The sequence below is a fragment of the Flavobacterium aciduliphilum genome, from assembly GCF_003268855.1.
GTDB lineage: Bacteria > Bacteroidota > Bacteroidia > Flavobacteriales > Flavobacteriaceae > Flavobacterium > Flavobacterium aciduliphilum.
In genome coordinates, this window is sequence record NZ_QLSZ01000005.1 from 127,852 (window position 1) to 146,892 (window position 19,041).

Annotated in this window: 12 protein-coding genes; 2 read left to right on the plus strand and 10 right to left on the minus strand. The window is 37.5% G+C overall.

Annotated elements, in window-relative coordinates; all coding sequences use genetic code 11:
• Positions 1 to 11 precede the first annotated feature (11 nt).
• Positions 12 to 1,358 (plus strand): acetyl-CoA carboxylase biotin carboxylase subunit, encoded by a 1,347-nt coding sequence (gene accC, locus CLV55_RS07070; protein WP_112113047.1) that lies wholly within the window; start codon positions 12 to 14, stop codon positions 1,356 to 1,358.
• A gap of 152 nt (positions 1,359 to 1,510) precedes the next feature.
• Here the strand turns inward: accC and CLV55_RS07075 are convergent, their stop codons facing one another.
• Positions 1,511 to 6,823, minus strand: a complete 5,313-nt coding sequence (locus CLV55_RS07075) for a putative Ig domain-containing protein (RefSeq protein ID WP_112113048.1) — start codon at positions 6,821 to 6,823, stop codon at positions 1,511 to 1,513.
• Between the two features lie 157 nt (positions 6,824 to 6,980).
• Between CLV55_RS07075 and CLV55_RS07080 the strand changes: the two genes are divergently transcribed.
• The gene (locus CLV55_RS07080) at positions 6,981 to 7,424 is read left to right on the plus strand and encodes a regulatory protein RecX (RefSeq protein WP_112113049.1); all 444 of its coding nucleotides are present in this window, start codon (positions 6,981 to 6,983) and stop codon (positions 7,422 to 7,424) included.
• Here CLV55_RS07080 and CLV55_RS07085 read toward each other — a convergent pair.
• The 9 genes from CLV55_RS07085 to CLV55_RS07125 all read right to left on the minus strand — a co-directional run bounded on the left by CLV55_RS07085 (position 7,421) and on the right by CLV55_RS07125 (position 18,980).
• Positions 7,421 to 8,581, minus strand: coding sequence for a beta-ketoacyl synthase N-terminal-like domain-containing protein (locus CLV55_RS07085; RefSeq protein ID WP_112113050.1), 1,161 nt, complete (start codon positions 8,579 to 8,581; stop codon positions 7,421 to 7,423). The genes CLV55_RS07080 and CLV55_RS07085 overlap by 4 nt on opposite strands.
• Positions 8,582 to 8,636: 55 nt before the next feature.
• Positions 8,637 to 9,908, minus strand: a complete 1,272-nt coding sequence (bioA, locus tag CLV55_RS07090; RefSeq protein ID WP_112113051.1) for an adenosylmethionine--8-amino-7-oxononanoate transaminase — start codon at positions 9,906 to 9,908, stop codon at positions 8,637 to 8,639.
• 102 nt (positions 9,909 to 10,010) lie between these two features.
• The gene (bioD, locus tag CLV55_RS07095; RefSeq protein ID WP_112113052.1) at positions 10,011 to 10,628 is read right to left on the minus strand and encodes a dethiobiotin synthase; all 618 of its coding nucleotides are present in this window, start codon (positions 10,626 to 10,628) and stop codon (positions 10,011 to 10,013) included.
• Positions 10,629 to 10,693: 65 nt separating this feature from the next.
• Positions 10,694 to 11,848, minus strand: coding sequence for an aminotransferase class I/II-fold pyridoxal phosphate-dependent enzyme (locus CLV55_RS07100; protein WP_112113053.1), 1,155 nt, complete (start codon positions 11,846 to 11,848; stop codon positions 10,694 to 10,696).
• A 32-nt stretch (positions 11,849 to 11,880) separates the two neighbouring features.
• The gene (locus CLV55_RS07105; RefSeq protein ID WP_112113054.1) at positions 11,881 to 12,372 is read right to left on the minus strand and encodes a hypothetical protein; all 492 of its coding nucleotides are present in this window, start codon (positions 12,370 to 12,372) and stop codon (positions 11,881 to 11,883) included.
• Between the two features lie 64 nt (positions 12,373 to 12,436).
• Positions 12,437 to 12,718 carry a F0F1 ATP synthase subunit epsilon gene (locus CLV55_RS07110; protein WP_112113055.1) on the minus strand — a complete coding sequence of 94 codons (282 nt, stop codon included), beginning with the start codon at positions 12,716 to 12,718 and terminating at the stop codon, positions 12,437 to 12,439.
• A gap of 74 nt (positions 12,719 to 12,792) precedes the next feature.
• A complete protein-coding gene (atpD, locus tag CLV55_RS07115) occupies positions 12,793 to 14,304 on the minus strand; it encodes a F0F1 ATP synthase subunit beta (RefSeq protein ID WP_112113056.1) in 1,512 nt (503 codons plus the stop codon).
• Positions 14,305 to 14,590: 286 nt separating this feature from the next.
• Positions 14,591 to 16,102, minus strand: coding sequence for an SGNH/GDSL hydrolase family protein (locus CLV55_RS07120; protein WP_112113057.1), 1,512 nt, complete (start codon positions 16,100 to 16,102; stop codon positions 14,591 to 14,593).
• A 34-nt stretch (positions 16,103 to 16,136) separates the two neighbouring features.
• The gene (locus CLV55_RS07125; protein WP_112113119.1) at positions 16,137 to 18,980 is read right to left on the minus strand and encodes a TonB-dependent receptor; all 2,844 of its coding nucleotides are present in this window, start codon (positions 18,978 to 18,980) and stop codon (positions 16,137 to 16,139) included.
• Between the last annotated feature and the right edge of the window lie 61 nt (positions 18,981 to 19,041).

Genomic DNA, 19,041 nt, shown 5'->3' on the forward strand with positions numbered 1-19,041 from the left:
AATTTAAAAAGATGTTTAAAAAAATATTAATTGCCAATAGAGGGGAAATTGCGCTTCGAGTAATTAGAACCTGTAGAGAAATGGGCATTAAAACCGTTGCGGTTTATTCTACTGCAGACGCAGAAAGTTTGCACGTAAAATTTGCAGATGAAGCGGTATGTATTGGGCCTCCTCCAAGTAATTTATCTTATTTAAAGATGTCAAATATTATAGCAGCTGCCGAAATTACAAATGCTGATGCGATACATCCAGGATACGGATTCTTATCTGAAAATGCTAAATTTTCTAAAATCTGTCAAGAACACGGAATCAAATTTATTGGTGCTACTCCTGAGATGATTGAGAAAATGGGAGACAAAGCTACCGCTAAAGCTACGATGAAAGCAGCGGGAGTTCCTTGTGTACCTGGTTCTGATGGCATTTTAGAAGACTTTGAACAAGCTAAAAAAGTAGCCAAAGAAACGGGATATCCTGTGATGATGAAAGCTACCGCTGGTGGTGGAGGAAAAGGAATGCGTGCCATTTGGAAGGAAGAAGAGCTTGAAAAAGCATGGGAAAGTGCTCGTATGGAAGCCGCAGCTGCCTTCGGAAATGATGGGATGTACATGGAAAAACTAATCGAAGAACCTCGCCATATTGAAATTCAAGTAGTGGGCGATTCGTATGGAAAAGCCTGTCACCTTTCTGAAAGAGATTGTTCGGTACAAAGACGTCACCAAAAATTGACTGAAGAAACTCCTTCTCCATTCATGACCGATGAATTACGTCACAAAATGGGTGAAGCCGCTGTGAAAGCAGCAGAATATATCAAATATGAAGGTGCGGGTACGGTAGAATTTTTAGTAGATAAACACCGTAATTTCTACTTCATGGAAATGAATACGCGTATTCAAGTAGAACATCCTATTACAGAGCAAGTCATAGATTATGATTTGATTCGCGAACAGATTCTTGTGGCTGCTGGGGTGCCAATTTCTGGTAAAAACTATTTGCCTCAATTGCATTCTATTGAATGTCGTATCAATGCGGAAGATCCTTATAACGATTTCCGACCATCTCCAGGAAAAATAACCGTTTTACACGCTCCAGGGGGACACGGAGTTCGATTGGATACGCATGTTTATGCTGGGTATACAATTCCACCAAATTACGATTCTATGATTGCTAAATTAATCACAACAGCTCAAACTCGTGAAGAAGCAATCAATAAAATGAAACGAGCGTTGGATGAATTTTATATTGAAGGCATCAAAACAACGATTCCTTTCCATAGACAATTGATGGATGATCCTGATTATATTTCAGGGAATTATACTACCAAATTTATGGAAACGTTTCAAATGAAAGAAAGAGACTAGACCAAAATAAAAAAAACGGCTTTTCGCCGTTTTTTTTATTGCTTATTATGTTAGAAAAAAACTTAAACTTCTCTTTATTTGATGTAATACCCCAAAGATTCATGAAGCTTATTTTGGGATTTTGAAAAATATTATTAGTTCACGAAATTTCTCTACATCGCTGTCTTCTTAGTGAGTACTTTCCCGTTTTCTAAAACAATTTTTACTATCAAAACTTGGTTTCTGAAAGCATTATTTTGCAATACTACTTCATAGGCATCAACATTAGTTTGTGTGGCGATAGGACGGCCTAAAAGATCATAAACAGTTACCTCACTAATTTTTTCAAGAGTCGATTTAACAACCATCTGACTTTCTTTAGGATGGTAGACTACTACATTGGCCAACGAATCGGATATAGAATCTGTGCTTAAAGAGGCATTCGTATATCGCAATTCAAAACGGTTATCATAGGTTCCGTAGTTGGTGTCAAATGAATATGCACTTTGTTTTAAATCGTGAACGATACCCAAAAGTTTGTCATACAAATACACCTCTTGCGTGTCGAAAAGCCCATCATAGGATTCTAAACCTATAGAAAAATTTCCAGTAGCCGCACTAAAATAGCCAAGAGGAACTACATCATTTTCATCAAATGTGCCACGAGCTTGAATTGTATATGGATCGTCCTCTAGCAAAGAATAAAAGCGTACATAATTATTCGATCTATTACTCAATCCATCATAGCCTTGATCATATCCCATAGTAGATTGTGGTAGATAGGCTATCAATTGTTGACTGAACATTCCTTCTGGGTTTTGAAAATTCAACCACAAACGACTTTTTTGAGCCTCGGTTTGTGTTTGTGTGAGGCTGTGTTTATAAAAAGCGTTGTTGGCATAACTTTTACTACGCATCGAGTTGTTAAACAACACATTACCCGCGGTAACTGCTTCTACAAAAAATCCTTGCCCTGATGCAATATATCCTGTTGGTGTAGCCCCTCCATTCAACCCAGCACGAGTTCCTCCTGTCAAATTATAGACCGCATAATCATCGGCTGTAAAGTTATATAAATCAGGTCCTGGATAGGATGTGGAGATAGCCATGGTATGCGTCCAAAAATATAACGTGCCTGAAATATTCGAATTAGCATTGATAAAAGCATCAGCATAAATTGCTGAAGGATAAGGGTTTCCTATCAAATTCCAATCATCATTTGCATTAGCGCTATTGCCACTCAACGCAATAGTAGGAGTAATAACTCCATTATTTTGTCGGCCTACAAAACTCACAGATGCAGTGGCAGTTGGTGTAAAAGACAATGTACTTGGCCCCATAATGGCATAGCCTTGACCCGGTGTCATACTGCTGGTATAATTACTCCAAGCCCATGGCGCATAATCATCAAACCCATCAGGAGTATTCGCTGTAATCGTTCCTAAATTATTTATCGTTAACGTATCTGAAAAATTAGGCGCTACAAATTGGAACGAATAATCCGTTCGCCATCCTGTAAAGATTGAGATAATCGTGGCGGTTTCTATGGGAGTAGACCAATAGGTGTAATCAAATTTTTTGAAAGGAGAGGTTCTTCGAACAATAGTGGTCGTCCCAGTATTGGTGTTTACAGCCTCATCATTCAATTGCACTAAACTGGCGTTATTAGTTACATTTATTGAACCATAATTTGTTAAGTCACTCTGTACTTCTACATAATCACCTGCCGAAACATTTAACGTGTTTCCTAAGTTAATTTGACATTCACAGGTTTGTAAACTTCCGTTTGAAGTGGTATCGTAATACCCGTTGATGATAGCTTTTGTACTGCTGGTAGGTATTCCTGCCGACCAGGTACTTCCATCCCATGTAGTGGTTAAAGCTGATTGTCCTTTGATGGAAATATTGTCAATAGCCCAAATTTCTGTTGCAGAATTAGACAAAAAAGTAAACTTTACCACTAAACTTGAAACATTAGGTAACTTGGTAATTTTAAACAACGAACCTGTAGTGTTTGTTGAATTATTTAATGTTCCCAATCGTGTTGGATTTGTTGCATTTGCTTTATAAGTGACCGAATTTGCAGAAAGTGAATTATTTATATCAAAAATTGAATTGTTGTTTCCTGTAATTTTCAATTGATCGTAGAATGTAGTGCCTCCATCTGTACTTATTGACACCATAACATAATCAGACGTTTCCATTCCATCACCAGTAGCAGATGCATAAGCCCCTAAATTAAAATCCAATTCTAAATTTTGATATTGCATGGTACTAATACCTGCAAATGTCATTGTATTTAATACGGTACTCGATTGGAAACTATTCATACCTGTAAACATATTCGTTTTTGAGGTTCTATTGTCTCCATAATTGGTTCCGCCAGTAACACTATTGTTTGTATTTGTTCCTCCAATAGTATAAGTGTAGGCAACATTACTATCAAAATCATTTTGAGCAATCGCGCTTGGTGCTGTCAACGTACAACGTGTATAATTGTATACTTTCGTACTGATTAAAAAATTGTATGTCCCATTTAGTGGATCATCGCTAGTTAAAGTTACTGTAGCCGTTTTTAAACCTGTAGCTGTCGAATTAAAAGTAATTGAAAACGTGGCGCTTTGTCCTGCTGATAAAGTGGTACTCGATAATGCGCTCGTAATGATATAATAGGTTGTAGACGATAGCGATAGACCCGACAAGTTTAGAGTTCCAGTCCCGTTATTGGTCACTACAAACGTTTTAACTATGGGTGTATCTCCTACAAAGAACGACGAACTAAAATTAGTATTATTATTATCTGAAACCGTTACTGAATTGTTAAATATCGTTGTTGCATTACCAAAAACTTCAATGTCTTTAGTAGCCCCAACATAATCACAAATGCTTAAATTATCAATATTTAATCTCACGTTATTATCTTCTGTACCCGATGCAAACACAATTCGAACACGTATAGGTCCTGATTGATTAATTGCCGCACTTGTATAGGTTGCCACTGTAGTTGAAGATGGAGAAATACTTCCTATATAAATCCAAGTATTCCCAGAATCTTTACTGTATTCCACATTAAAAGTCTGATTCACATACGTTCCAGCATAATACTTTTTATAATCAAAAGAAATAGTAGAAATTCCGTTTTGTTTATCTTGAGCCATAGTAATTCCTGCATAGCTGTTTGAGCGAATTCGTGCACAATAGGTACCGATTCCAAAATCGGATGTTGTGTTGGTTCCTCCTATTAGCGCCTCTGAAAAAGTCCAAGATTTTCCATTTAATGTGACCACATCGGCTACATAGGCACTTTTTGCTGTTCCATCATCGAAGTTTACGGTATAACATCCCGCAACGTAGGCACTTATAGTATAGCTAATGGTTGTTGCGACACTGGTTCCTCCTGCATTGGTAGCCGTTACCGAAATGGAATAACTCCCTGCTGTAGTAGGTGCTCCCGATATTTGCCCTGTTGTTGTATTGAACGTCAACCCCGGAGGCAACGTCCCTGTATAGGCGTAACTGGTTGGAAAATTAGTGGCCGATATAAAATAAGAATAAGCCGAACCCACTGTTCCTGTTTCTGTAGCAGCAGTTACCACAGGGGCATTCACCGCAATACTTGTACAACTAATAGAAATATCATCTATGGCAAGGTTTCCAGAGCCTTTTAAATAGGTCAATCGGAAACGAACAAAACCTGAATTTAAAGCTGGTGACGAACTCGAATTGTACGTTCTGGTCACAGCGGTACTGCTACTTGCAATAAGCGTCGCACTCGAAATTGTCTCTATATTGGTCCACGTAGCTCCATCATAGCCATCTACTTGTAAGGTTGACGTAGAACCCGAAGTAATTCCTTGTCCTTTAAACCAAAACGAAAATTGTGCAGCCCCATTTCCTGTAGGCAACACCTCTGTGGTTATCACACTATTTGGGGAACTACTTGACATACTTACTGATGGTGAGGCGGCACCATAATTTCCCGCTGTGGTATAGGTTCCCGTAATCCCTGTAAAAATCCAACCTGTAGGTGCAGTAGCTCCCGAGGCAAACCCTTGTGTCACACACGCTGAAGCCACGATGGTAAACGTAAGTGTAGCTGGTGCACTTGTTCCTGTACCGTTGGTTGCGGTTACCGTTACCGAAAACGAACCTGCCGTTGTGGGCGTACCTGTAATTTGTCCTGTGGTACTATTTAATGACAATCCATTCGGCAGTGCCCCACTCGCTACTGCATAATTCGTAGGCGAATTGGTGGCTGAAATTGTATACGTAAATGCCGTGCTTACGGTACCTGATAATGTTCCTCCCGTTACTACTGGGGCGGGCAACGAAATCGTAAACCCTATGGTAGCAGCTGCACTCGTTCCCGCTGCATTGGTAGCGGTTACCGAAATAGAATAAGATCCCGCAGTAGTGGGTGTTCCTGTAATAGCTCCCGTACTTGTACTAAAACTCAACCCTGGAGGCAATGTTCCCGTGTAAGCATAACTTGTGGGTGAATTGGTGGCCGATACAGTGTTACTAAAAGCTGTTCCTGTCGTTCCTGTATAGGTTGTTGCTGTCACAACTGGAACTGCTGCGGCCGCAATATTGAACGTAATAGTAGCAGCCGAACTCGTACCCGCTGTATTAGTGGCCGTTACAGAAATGGTTGATGAACCAATAGTAGTAGGCGTACCTGTAATAGCTCCGGTGGCATTATTAAAACTCAATCCTCCTGGGAGCGTACCTGTGTAGGCATAACTCGTAGGCGAATTGGTAGCCACTATCGAATTGTTAAACGCCGTACCCACATTCCCCGAAAAGGTAGAGGCTGTAACTACGGGTGGGGATGAAACGCTTAAAGAAGTAATATTAATGTTATCTATAGAAAAACCTGGTCTATTTCCTGAACCAGATACGTCTCTAATTATCCATCTTAATTGTAAAACAGAAACATTCTCGCATGCAGATGGTAAAGTAACAGAAACGTTAACAGTATTGACAGAAGTTGTTCCAGTAGTGTTTGTCGGACTCATTTGATTAAGATAAGTTGCAGAAGAAACATTTGTAAAGGTTCCACTAGTCCCTATCCTATATTGTAATCCTAATTCATTTTGTCTTGTGTTTTCTGTTCTTTGTGTTGATGCATCAAAAGTAACTTGAATTGAAGTCAAACTTGTAGTATTAATTGCTAAACAAACAGATTTAATAGCACTAGAAGTTGACAATATACCTAATTTACCATTAAAATCCCCAACATGTGCTGATGTAGAGGTATTTGTAGCTCCTGCTAATGCTTGATCTCCATTTGGTGCCAAGGAACTATAAGAAGTCCCAAGAGATCCTGACACTGTCCAGCCCTGCCATCCAGCAGGATAAGTTGTTGTAGCCCCAGTAAATGAAGAAAAATCTTGTGAATATGGTAAATTTTGTGCAGTTGGATTTGTTTGCCCCCAAGAAAAAACGCTTACGAAAAGTGCTACAAGTACTAATTTTAACTTCATAAAAACAAAAAATTTTTATTAGAATTTCGAACATACAAAATTACGTTCAATTTACAGAATTTCAATACATTTGTGTTATTAAATTATCAACATTAATACAATACGTAAGTCCTTGAACGCCAAGTCTAGCCTAACTTTAACAGAAATCCTCAAAAAAATGGAGTACTATTGTGCCTATCAAGATCGGTGTCATGCTGATGTTCAAGAGAAACTTCGTCACTTTTCCCTCACAGAAATCGAACGTCAAGAAGTTATAGTCCATTTACTTACAGAAGGTTTTCTTCATGAAGAACGGTTTGCTTTGGCTTTTGCAATAGGAAAATTCCATCAAAAATTGTGGGGAAAAAACCGTATTAAAAACGAACTACAAGCGCGTCAAATTTCTGATTATTTGATTCGAAAAGCCCTTGACAGTCTTCCTAATGACGAATACGAAATCACATTTGAAAATCTTTCCAGCCAGGTTTGGCAAAGCATCACCGAAAAAAACAGCTTGAAAAAACGCAAAAAATTCTGCGATACCCTCCTCCGAAAAGGCTGGGAAAGCGATAAAGTGTATGCTCAAATGAAAGCGTTGGAAAAGAATTCTGAAACCAACTAGGGCGTTTTAGACAATAAAATACTCACGGCATTGCCCCCAAAACCTACTGCATTAATTAAAATTTTCGAAAAGGAAGACCTGCTTTGTGTTTGCATCACATAAGGAATTCCAATAAACTGTTGGTGTTGCAAGATGATTAGTGCCAGTTCAATATTGAGCATTCCCGAAGCGCCAAACGTATGCCCTACTTTCCATTTATTGGTAGTGAGTAACGGCATTTGATCTCCAAATACTTTTTGAATGGCGCGGTATTCTGAGGCATCCCCTTTTATGGTACCAGGCGCATGGAGCACCACTACATCTACAGCTTCCAAAGGCGTTTCTTGCAAGGCCATCTTCATCGACTTTTGAAAACAATCAGCTTCCATCGAAATGGACGTATTGTGCTCAATGGTATCCGTTGCATATCCTATACCCGCTATATAGGCTAGCGCATGGGCGGAAATTCCTGTCTCTAAGCACGCTACTGCAGCGGCTTCACCTAAGACCATTGTGTTTTTTGTTTTCTCCAAATCGAAAGCGCGACAAGGGTATTCTTGTTCGTCTTTGGCATATATTTTCAAAGCATGCATTTGAGCCAGCGTAAACGGCGTTAAAGGCGCTTCGCTACCGCCTACCAAAAATTTGTTTGCCATCCCCGACTGCAGCCACGCCACAGCATTCAAAACCGCATGGAGTGCCGTAGCACACGTAATGGAATGTGATATCTCGGGACCTTGTGTTTTTAAATCGCGTGCCACCCACGAGGCAATATTCCCAAGGGTTGTGGTGGGCGATGCTAATGTCGCTGTTTTACCTGTTTCTATAAATTCTTGGTGGTATTTTTCAAAAAGTTGGGTAGCGCCACGAGACGACCCTATATTGATTCCGAAGGTGTCGTTGGCGTGCCATCCTGCTTGTTTTACAGCTTGACGAGCCACCAAAATAGCGAGTAAAACGGTTTCGTCGAGCGCCTTGTATTTAGGTTCTGAATGTCGAAGTGTCTCTATCGCTTGACGCTGAAAAGCAGGAATTTTGGCAGCAAACTGTTTTTGGCCGTCAAAATCATAGCTTGCTATCGTTGTTTTGGATGTGCCATAGGCTTCCCAAGCCGTTTCTGTATAAGAACCCAACGGCGATAAAGAAGCAAAGGAAGTAACGGCAATCTTCGTTTTCAACGGAATGATTTTGTTGGCAAAGGTCGCAAAGTTTTTTCGGGTTAACTAAAAAATTTTAGACTATTTCAAGGGCTTTTTCTATGGTCTCGTATACGTTTTGCAACTGCGTATCGGTAATGATATAAGGCGGTAAAACATAAATTGTATTCGCCACGGGACGCAAAATAATGCCCTTTTCAATAAAGAAATGATACAGTTTGTTGCGCAGAGTTCCGTAATAACTTTCTTCTGAATCGGTTCTAATTTCTAAAGCAAAAATAACACCGAGTACCCGAGTAGTTTTTACTCTAGGGTGATTCTTTATCTTAGTTTCAAAATCTAAATGCCTGAGATGAATGCGTGAAATATGGTTTTGCATTTCGGGTGTTAGCAACAAATCGATACTTGCCAATGCTGCTGCGCATCCCGTTGGATTGGCCGTAAAGGTATGTCCGTGAAACAAGGCTTTGTTTACATCATTGTCATAAAATCCGTCGTATATTTCTTGAGAAAATGAGGTAATCGCCATGGGAATTGTTCCGCCAGTAAGGGCTTTAGAAAGACACATCATGTCGGGTTGATGCATGAGATAATCGCAGGCAAATGTTTTACCTGTTTTCCCGAATCCCGTCATGACTTCATCGGCAATGGTAAAGACATCATGCGCGCGACACATCGCAATCATTTGGTCGAGCACTTCTGGAGCATACATTACCATACCTGCTGCTCCTAGAACGAGTGGTTCAAAAATGAACGCCGCATAATCTTTGGATTCTACCAAGGCTTGTAATTGTGCCAAGGTTTCGGTTTCTTTTCCCTTTGTGGGAACGGGGATACGTGTGACTTCCAACATCGCACCCTGAAAGGCTTCCGAATAAAAAGTAATGCCACTCGCCGCCATAGCTCCAAAAGTATCGCCGTGAAAAGCATCTTCAAAAGCAATGAATTTTGTTTTTTTAATTCCTTTGTTGTAATAATATTGAAAAGCCCCTTTGAGAGCTACTTCTACGGCTGTTGAGCCATTATCGGAATAAAAAAGTTTCTTTTGGTTGGAAGGCAGTAAGGGAATTAATTTTTCAGAAAGCAATACGGCTTTATCATGAGTAAATCCCCCAAAAAGAACATGCTCAAGCGTGGTAAGCTGTTGGTAGATAGCCTCGGCAATCACTGTGTTTGAATGCCCAAAAGGATTAACCCACCAAGAAGCGATGGCGTCAATAAACTCCTTTCCGTGTTCATCCCAAAGCAAAGCACCTTTCCCTTTAACAATAGCGGGGTGAATCGCTGCGGTTTTATGTTGGGTATACGGATGCCAGTTATATAATAGGTCTCTTTCGGATAAGTTCATTTGTCAAAACATATAGAAAATGGAGAATAGAATATAGACTACGCTCCAATAATTTATACAAAGATAGAAAAGTCTATTCTCTTTATTCTTGTTTCTGTTCTCTTATAAAGTTAAAAGATTTTCACGAAACTTATCAGCGTAATATTGGATGACATTTTGATCAAAATAAGGTTCATTGTCTATTCTTCCAATGAATTTTGCGCCTGTTTTTTTAAGTATGATTTCTTCAGAAGCTTTGTTTTCATCCCCAGAAAAAACAATCCCAGAAATGGCTATTTTTCTAGTTTTTAAAGCTTCATAAGTCAAAAGTGTGTGATTGATACTCCCTAAGTAATGTCTTGAAACCACAATTACCTTATAGTCTTTCTGAATCAAGTCAACAATACAATCCGAATCATTCAATGGAACTAATATTCCGCCCGCGCCTTCAATAACCAAATGGTTCTTTGTCTTAGGTTCCTTGATTTGTTTAATGTGTATTGTAATGCCATCTAACGCAGCAGCTAAATGCGGACTTGCAGGTGTGTTTAATTTGTAGCTGTTTTCAAAAATTTGAGATTTGGGATTTGAGATTTGAGCTTTGACTTTGTGACTATCCGAATTGTCTAAATCACCTGCCTGAACAGGTTTCCAATAGTCGGCTTCCAGAGCTTGAGTTATTATGGCTGATGTAACGGTTTTACCAACATCGGTGCCAATTCCTGTTATAAATAGTTTCATAATTTTACTTTAATTGCAAAGTTCGAATTTATTTTTTGGAATACAGAATTTGAAATGTCAAAATTCTAAAAAATTAGATTACGTAACAAATCTAAAACCTCTAAAATTTCCTTTTCGGAATTGTACGCATGTAAACAAAAACGCAACCGTTCTTGGCCTTCGGGAACGGTGGGAGAAAGAATGGCTTTGACATCAAACCCTTTTTCTTGCAATTGGGTAGCAATTGTTTTTACGTTATCGTTTCCAGGAAGTATCGCCGATTGAATCGCCGATTTACTGTAAACAAACAAGGGTTTTAATCCGAAAAGTTTCTGCTGTTGTATAAAGAATTGAATGTTGTTTTTAAGTTGTTCAAGCGTTTCTTGTTGCTGTATTAAATGTTGGTAGGCACAGATGATTGTAGCTACCGCGTGTGGCGAAAGTCCAGTAGTATAGATAAAACTTCGTGCAAAATTAACCAGATACCTTTTCAACTCTTGACTTCCTAAAATTGCTGCGCCATGGCAACCCAATCCCTTTCCGAAAGTGACAATTCGGGCGAAAATTTGGTCTTGCAAACCTAAACTTTGAAGTAATCCTTCTCCTTTCACGCCATAAACTCCCAGAGCATGGGCTTCGTCAAGGACAACATACGCGTTATACTTTTGAGAAAGCGCAATCAATTTCTCAAGATTTGGTGAATCTCCGTCCATTGAAAAAACAGATTCTGTAACTATGTAAAAAGTTGTGCGTTGTGCGTTGTGTGTTGTGCGTTTTAAAATTAATTGTTCTAAATCATAGAGATCATTATGCTGAAATTTATACGATTTAGCATGACTCATTTGGATTCCGTCTCGGATGGAGGCATGACATAATGCATCATAAAGAACCACATCATGACGTTGCGGAACACAACTAAAAAATCCAACATTGGCATCATAACCTGAATTAAAAATCAAGGCAGCCTCAGCTTGATGAAACTGTGCTATTTGAAATTCAGCTTGTTGATATAGGCTATGATTTCCAGAAATTAATCGTGACCCTGTGGCGCCATTTATTTTACAATTATTCTCTAAAAGATACTTATGTGTTTGATTAAAAATGACTTCCGAATGTGCAAAACCAAGATAATCGTTGGAAGAAAAATCAACTAAACGGTTTGGGGAAGGCAAATAGCGCAAGGCATTATTGACCTCGCGTTGTTGTAGTTTTTGAGATAAATCTTTTGGAAACTGTTTCATAATTTAGTTTTATCAACCCATTTAAAATCTCCTTATACAGTTGCGTCTAGCACATCAATATTTAATTTTGTAGAAGTTATCATAGCTAAATTCATGGCTTCCTCTTTCTTTTCAAAACGATACATTTGATAATGTTTATTTCCTTGATACCATAAGTTGACTTCAAATTCCTCTTTAGAATTAAAAAAAACAGCAACATATTCAAGTTCGGGAATTTTTGATAAAACATCTTTAGAAAATGAACTTAATTGATACCTTGAAATTAATTTATCTTTATCCGTATCAATTAATATCGTTTTAGTCATACTTAATGAAACGATTAAAAACATAGGATAAGTAATTAATTTAATAACTCTTGCAAGGCTTTTAAAAGCCATTTCCGTAAAACCTAAATAATAAAAAAAGGTTAATGCTAAATATAAATAGTATAAAACCAGCGTTAATAAAGCCGAAGCTATTACTAATCTCCAAATAGGTATTTTTCCGGGAAAAATTATTAATTCGTATTCGTTGATTTTTTTCATCTACCAAAAATAAAAAAAAGCCAAACAAAGATGCTTGGCTTTTGATAATTATTTTTTTTAAGGTTTAGTCAGCAAGTACAATAACCTTATTGTCTTTCATTTCAATAGTACCTGAATTAATTTCAAGAGTATAATTCTGATCATTTACTCGAGTGAATTTATTCTCAACTTCTTTTTCAAAATGAAAACTGGTTGCTGAAATTTTTATGGCACCTTGTTTTAAAATAGAAACTATAGGAGCGTGGTTATTCAATATTTGAAAAGACCCGTCAACTCCTGGTAAAGAAACTGAAGTAACTTCACCTTTAAATAAGGTAGCTTCTGGTGATACTATTTCTAAAATCATAATTTAATTAATTACGAATTTAAAATTACGAATTACGAAAATTAATAATTCGTAATTCATAATTCATAATTCTATTACGCTTCTGCTAACATTTTTTGACCTGCTTCGATAACGTCTTCAATAGTCCCTTTCAAGTTGAATGCCGCTTCTGGTAAGTGATCTAATTCCCCATCAATAATCATATTAAATCCTTTGATAGTGTCTTTAATATCTACCAATACTCCTGGGATACCTGTAAATTGTTCCGCCACGTGGAAAGGTTGAGACAAGAAACGTTGAACTCTACGCGCTCTTGATACAGCTAATTTATCTTCTTCAGATAATTCTTCCATTCCAAGGATTGCGATGATATCTTGAAGTTGTTTGTATTTTTGAAGAATTTCTTTTACTCTTTGCGCACAGTTATAGTGGTCATTTCCTAAGATAAGAGGCGTTAAGATACGAGAAGTAGAATCAAGAGGATCAACCGCTGGATAGATACCCAACTCCGCAATTTTACGAGACAATACGGTAGTAGCATCTAAGTGCGCAAACGTTGTTGCAGGCGCAGGGTCAGTTAAGTCATCCGCAGGTACATAAACCGCTTGTACTGAAGTAATAGATCCTTTTTTAGTAGATGTAATACGTTCTTGCATTGCACCCATCTCCGTTGCCAATGTGGGTTGGTACCCTACCGCAGAAGGCATACGCCCTAAAAGAGCCGATACCTCAGAACCTGCTTGTGTAAAACGGAAGATATTATCTACGAAAAACAATACGTCTTTCCCTTGGTCAGAACCTGCTCCATCACGGAAATATTCAGCGATAGAAAGTCCTGATAAAGCCACACGAGCACGAGCTCCAGGTGGTTCATTCATCTGACCGAAAACGAAAGTCGCTTTGGATTCACGCATTCCAGTTTTATCTACTTTGGTTAAATCCCAACCTCCATTTTCCATAGAGTGCATGAAATCATCACCATATTTAATAATTCCTGACTCCAACATTTCACGAAGTAAGTCATTTCCTTCACGAGTTCTTTCCCCTACTCCTGCGAATACAGAAAGACCCCCGTGACCTTTAGCGATATTATTAATTAATTCTTGAATCAATACCGTTTTACCAACTCCAGCACCACCAAACAAACCAATTTTACCTCCTTTTGCGTAAGGCTCAATCAAATCGATTACTTTGATTCCTGTAAACAATACTTCTGTAGAAGTTGATAAATCTTCAAATTTTGGAGCTTGTTTGTGAATAGGCATTCCATTTGCACCGTCTTTTGGTAAATCCCCTAAACCGTCAATAGCATCACCCACAACATTAAACAATCTTCCATAAATATCACTACCAATTGGCATTTGAATTGGAGCCCCAGTAGCGTGTACATCAACCCCTCTACTCAAACCATCTGTCGAGTCCATAGATACGGTACGCACTGTATCTTCTCCGATGTGGGATTGCACTTCAAGAACCAATTTAGTTCCGTCTTTTTTAATGATTTCTAATGAATCATAAATTTTTGGTAATTCAGAATCGTTTGTGTTGAATACCACGTCAACTACTGGTCCGATAATCTGTGAAACTTTTCCTATTGCTTTTGACATAGTTTATGTATTTATTTAATAGCGTTTTAGAAATAAAAAAACGAAGTGTTTTTCAGAGTGCAAAGATAAATTTTCTGAATAGAAAATCAATAGTAAAAGTTGATTTTTTTATATGTTTTTTGATTTTTTTATTATGATAGACCTAAATCTTGAAAAAATCAATAGGATTTAACCCAACAAACTCACTTGGAACTAAACTTTTATTATAAAGTTATTAGTCTTGCATTGTAAAACAAAAAAGGGTTGTCAGTATAGACAACCCTTCTTGAAGTAATTTTATCTTTTATTATAAAGAAGCAGGAAAAAGAATTCTATAGATTCCCAAATCAACTCCTTTAAAGTTAGAACCATAGGCTGTATTGATAGCCTCTAAAAACTTATTTGCTATCAAGGCATATCCTCTTGGACTAGGGTGCACCCCATCTAAAGAGAACGAATTCCCTGTAACATAGGTTGAGGTCATAGTAAATCCATTCAACGGAATACCTGTAGTTTCTAATTTACTCATAATGGCTTTAGCGTCTACAAAAGCTAAATTATGTGCTGTAGCCGCGGCTTGAATTGTAACATTATAAGCGTCAGTTGCTGTTTTAATCTCTTGTGACTCAGATGGAATTAAAATATGTTTATCTTGCAAAGGGAATGTAATTCCAAATTTATTAAGCGGAGATGGAGGAGCAACTCCCAATCCCGAATCACTGGCTGTAGGTGCCGTACCTATAGCTGCTTTTGTCGACAACAGAACATAATCTGAAGGGGTTGTTTGTCTAGCCTTCCCAAATACCGCACCATAAAAAGCTGCATTAGCTGCACCCAATGTTGGAGTAAATGCAGCGGTCAACTGAGCAGATAAATCTGTTAAATTTTCATCTTTAATTAAAAGTGGATTTGAATTTGTAGTTGACAACAAATTAATTCTATCTCCAGCTCCAAATACAGTTAATGCTTGTTTTAAAGGTCCATATAATTGAGCATTCAACGCATTGATGGTTGTCACTCCAGCAGACTGACTACCTTGCCCTAAAACAGTTGCACTTAACGGATTGTATGGTACAGTGGTAAAGAATGGTAAAGAACTAACATAAGGCAAATTGGCAATTACTCCTTTTCTACCCCCAGTTGTAAGCTGAGATACTAAAGCATTATAAGCTATATCGAAAGTTCCAGAGGGTGTGATTGGATTTGAGCCGTCTCCTCCAGATGTTGCATAGCCTAAAACATCATTTCCTCCAATCCATAATGAAAAAAATGTAGGATTTTGAGCTACAGCATCTCCAATAACAGTAGCCGTTGAACTAGAAGCCATTCGACCAAAATATGGATTCGCTAACGCATAACCACTATAGCCTAAATGAATTGCTTTTGCACCAGGAATACCCAAATTATTAAATGGTCCGGTCAAAACTGTTGTTGGATTTGTCGAAGGTGTTCCTGAAACTGGCATTGGAGCACTAGAACCATCAGGCATAGTTGCTAAATATAACCTAGGTGTTTGACCAATAAATCCTCCTACATTATCTGCCATAAATGGAGTTTTAAAATCACCCCCTCCAACAAGAGAAAATTGTTGTGCTAAAATGTTTGGATAAGCTCCTTTTTGTCCTTCAATAAAAAGGGCACCATCACTAAATCCTGCAGCAAAAGAATCTCCTAAAGCCACATATTTAGAAAAATCTGCAGTACCAGCCGTCAACGGTAATCCGTCTGAGGAATTGGCAACGGTTGCAACATCATCGCTGTTGTCACAAGCTATAAAGGTCAACGAAACCAATGCTAGCCATTTTAAATTTTTTATCATAATACTACTTATTATTTGTTATTGAATGAACTTATTATGGATTGATGATTAAAGACGCAAAATATTGATGTCCTATATATCCCGCTCCTAAAACTTGTTGGTATTCTTTTCCTCCAATGTTGGCCGCACCTAATTTAAGAACGGATTTTAATTTTGGAATAGAATAGTTTATTTGGGCATCAAAAACAGTTGCTGAAGGAATCATACCATCCGCAAAAGTAGATTGCCACAAATAGCTTGTGCTCCATCTTCCGCTTACATTGAATCCGAAGTTTTTGAATAATTTTTCATTTCCAAACGACGCTTTTACTCTGTGTTTTGGTGTATTAAATCCTGCTTCAAAACTTGGATCTTTTGCTTGGTCAAAATCAAATTGAGCATAATTGTAATTAGCACTAACTTCGAAATTTTTATATACTTTTTTTGCTACACCAATTCCAAAACCTAAAGATTTAATTTCAATATCTGTATTTGTATATAATTGATAAGCTCTAGTATTTCCAGAAGTTAATGCATGAATAGATTGAAATCCTGGATCAGTAGGACCTGCTGCAATATTTGGAGAATCCATTGCTGTTCCATATAAAGGAGCAACAACCGTAAGATTACCCAAGAAATTATTATACACATTATAGTAGGTGTTAATATCAAAAGAGAATCCTTTAAACTGTCCTCTATAGCCTAATTCAAATGCTTTAACCGTTTCTGGCTTAACATAAGTTGCATTAGATTTTCTCAATAAAGCTGCTGCTGCTACAGGATTGGTCCCTGCCATTGCAGCAAAAGCTTGCGCTGATGCTGCGGTATAAGAATTGTTGTATGCGTTAACTCCAGTCATAACTACAGTAGTACCACCAGCATAATTTTGTCCATTCCCATAAATATCATTTGCTACTGGCAAAGTTTCAGTATATCTTACCAAGTTATCTGGAGCAGAACCAACTAATACCGCACTACCTACATTAAACCCAATGTATTGATCTTGAGTAGATGGATTACGAAATCCTGTTTGAAAAGACCCTCTAAAGGTATGATTTTTCTGAGCTCCTGCAGAATAAACTGCTGAAAATCTTGGAGAAAAATTACCATCAAAATTTTTAGATTTATCATAACGAACAGAAGCTGTAAGTTTTAAACGATCTTCCATTAATTTCTTTTGGGCTTGAGTATATAATCCATATTCATTGTAATAAATAGGACCCGTTGCATCTGTATAAATTCTACCATGAGAATTTAACCGGTATTGTCTAAAAGATCCTCCAACTTGTATTTCTACAGGTTTAAAAACGTCTTTAAAATTGTAGTTAGCATCTGAATGGTAAATTCTTGAATTATCTACTAATTTAGAACCTGAAAGCACATCTGGATTAGAAATTACATTATTAAATGCGGCTTTAAACGCATCTGTACCAGGAATCAATCTTCCTGTATCAGCTATTGCTCTTGCTGCAGCATGTGCTTGATCAGGAGTTGCACCACCCAACGTTGACTGTATAAATTGTCCTGCATATTGTCCAAACCATGTTGCATCACTTTTCCAAGCTCTGTTTATATTAAGTGCTGTAAACAACATGTCATATGATTTTCCACCATCTTCTGTTGTAGTATAACCTCTTAAGAAGAAATTTTTACCTTTTAATTCTAATTTATGTTGTTCCATAAAAAAGTCATTCAAGTAATATCTATTAGCTCCTTGATATACGGTGTTTCCAAAACCAAATTTACTTTGCCATATAATTTCTAATTTTTCATTACCAAATGGTCTTGCATGTAAAGAGAAATCTATTTTTGCGTTTCTAACTTTGTTATCGGTTAAATCTACCTCATTATATCCTGTTCTACTTACATTGTAATTTGGTAATAAGTTAACAGCAGATGCTGGAATTAAACCCATATTTGCTAAAGTTTGTCCTACATTTTTAATATTTGTGGAAGCCTCGTCACCATAAACATTAAGACCGTTATAGTTATAATAAGATCTGTCTTTTCCTGGATTATTAATATCTCTGTAATCTGTAGCAAACCAGTCAGTTGCTTTCAAAAAGGTAAAGTTTGCTTTCGCAGCAAAATGATTATCGAAGGCTTTCGCTACACGAACTCCATAATCGGCATAATCGTTTGTCCCTGCTGCTTTTTGATTCGTTTGACCATATTTTACATAAGCCGAAACCCCTTGACTCGTAAACGGACTTTTACTGTTCATAAACATGATACCGTTGAAGGCATTTGCACCATACAAAGCCGATGAAGCTCCTGGTAACAATTCTACACTTTGTACATCAATTTCAGAAATACCAATCATATTTCCGATTACAAAGTTTAATAAGGGAGAGGAGTTATCCATACCATCTACTAACTGCATAAAACGCGTGTTAGCCACGGTTGCAAACCCACGAGTATTAATCGATTTAAACGACATACTACTCGTATTCATTTGAACTTCTTTTAAATTTTCCAAACCATCATAGAATGTTGGTGAAGCTGTTTTTTTGATGTCTTTTACACTCATTCGTTCAATCGTAACTGGCGATTCTTTTACACGCTCTGGAGTACGAGAAGCAGCCACTACAATTTCGTCAAGTTGTGTATCCGTACTGTTTAGCACCACATCAACTTTTTGTGAAGCAGAAGTCACTTGTACTTTTTGAGTAGCATAACCAATGCTTGATATCTCAAGAGTAAATGGAGGCTTTTTTGTTACTTTGATAACAAACTTACCATCTACATCTGAAACACTTCCTGCTGATTCACCAACTACTTTAATGTTAGCACCAGGAATCGGTTCGTTTTTATTGTCTTTTACCGAACCAGAAATTGTACTTTGCGCAAAGGAAATGCTGCAAAAAAACAATGTCAAAATAAAATAATAAATCTTCATTAGGTTTTGATTTTCTTGGTTTAAGTAGCCAAAATACAACTTTTTTTTATACTATTAAAAA

What these genes read in the sequence shown, in the direction of transcription:
- CLV55_RS07100 (WP_112113053.1), bottom strand. Translation starts at nt 11,848, where the DNA reads ATGAAACAGTTTCCAAAAGATTTATCTCAAAAACTACAACAACGCGAG.
- CLV55_RS07125 (WP_112113119.1), bottom strand. Translation starts at nt 18,980, where the DNA reads ATGAAGATTTATTATTTTATTTTGACATTGTTTTTTTGCAGCATTTCC.
- accC (WP_112113047.1), top strand. Translation starts at nt 12, where the DNA reads ATGTTTAAAAAAATATTAATTGCCAATAGAGGGGAAATTGCGCTTCGA.
- CLV55_RS07110 (WP_112113055.1), bottom strand. Translation starts at nt 12,718, where the DNA reads ATGATTTTAGAAATAGTATCACCAGAAGCTACCTTATTTAAAGGTGAA.
- CLV55_RS07120 (WP_112113057.1), bottom strand. Translation starts at nt 16,102, where the DNA reads ATGATAAAAAATTTAAAATGGCTAGCATTGGTTTCGTTGACCTTTATA.
- CLV55_RS07080 (WP_112113049.1), top strand. Translation starts at nt 6,981, where the DNA reads ATGGAGTACTATTGTGCCTATCAAGATCGGTGTCATGCTGATGTTCAA.
- CLV55_RS07075 (WP_112113048.1), bottom strand. Translation starts at nt 6,823, where the DNA reads ATGAAGTTAAAATTAGTACTTGTAGCACTTTTCGTAAGCGTTTTTTCT.
- CLV55_RS07105 (WP_112113054.1), bottom strand. Translation starts at nt 12,372, where the DNA reads ATGAAAAAAATCAACGAATACGAATTAATAATTTTTCCCGGAAAAATA.
- bioA (WP_112113051.1), bottom strand. Translation starts at nt 9,908, where the DNA reads ATGAACTTATCCGAAAGAGACCTATTATATAACTGGCATCCGTATACC.
- atpD (WP_112113056.1), bottom strand. Translation starts at nt 14,304, where the DNA reads ATGTCAAAAGCAATAGGAAAAGTTTCACAGATTATCGGACCAGTAGTT.
- bioD (WP_112113052.1), bottom strand. Translation starts at nt 10,628, where the DNA reads ATGAAACTATTTATAACAGGAATTGGCACCGATGTTGGTAAAACCGTT.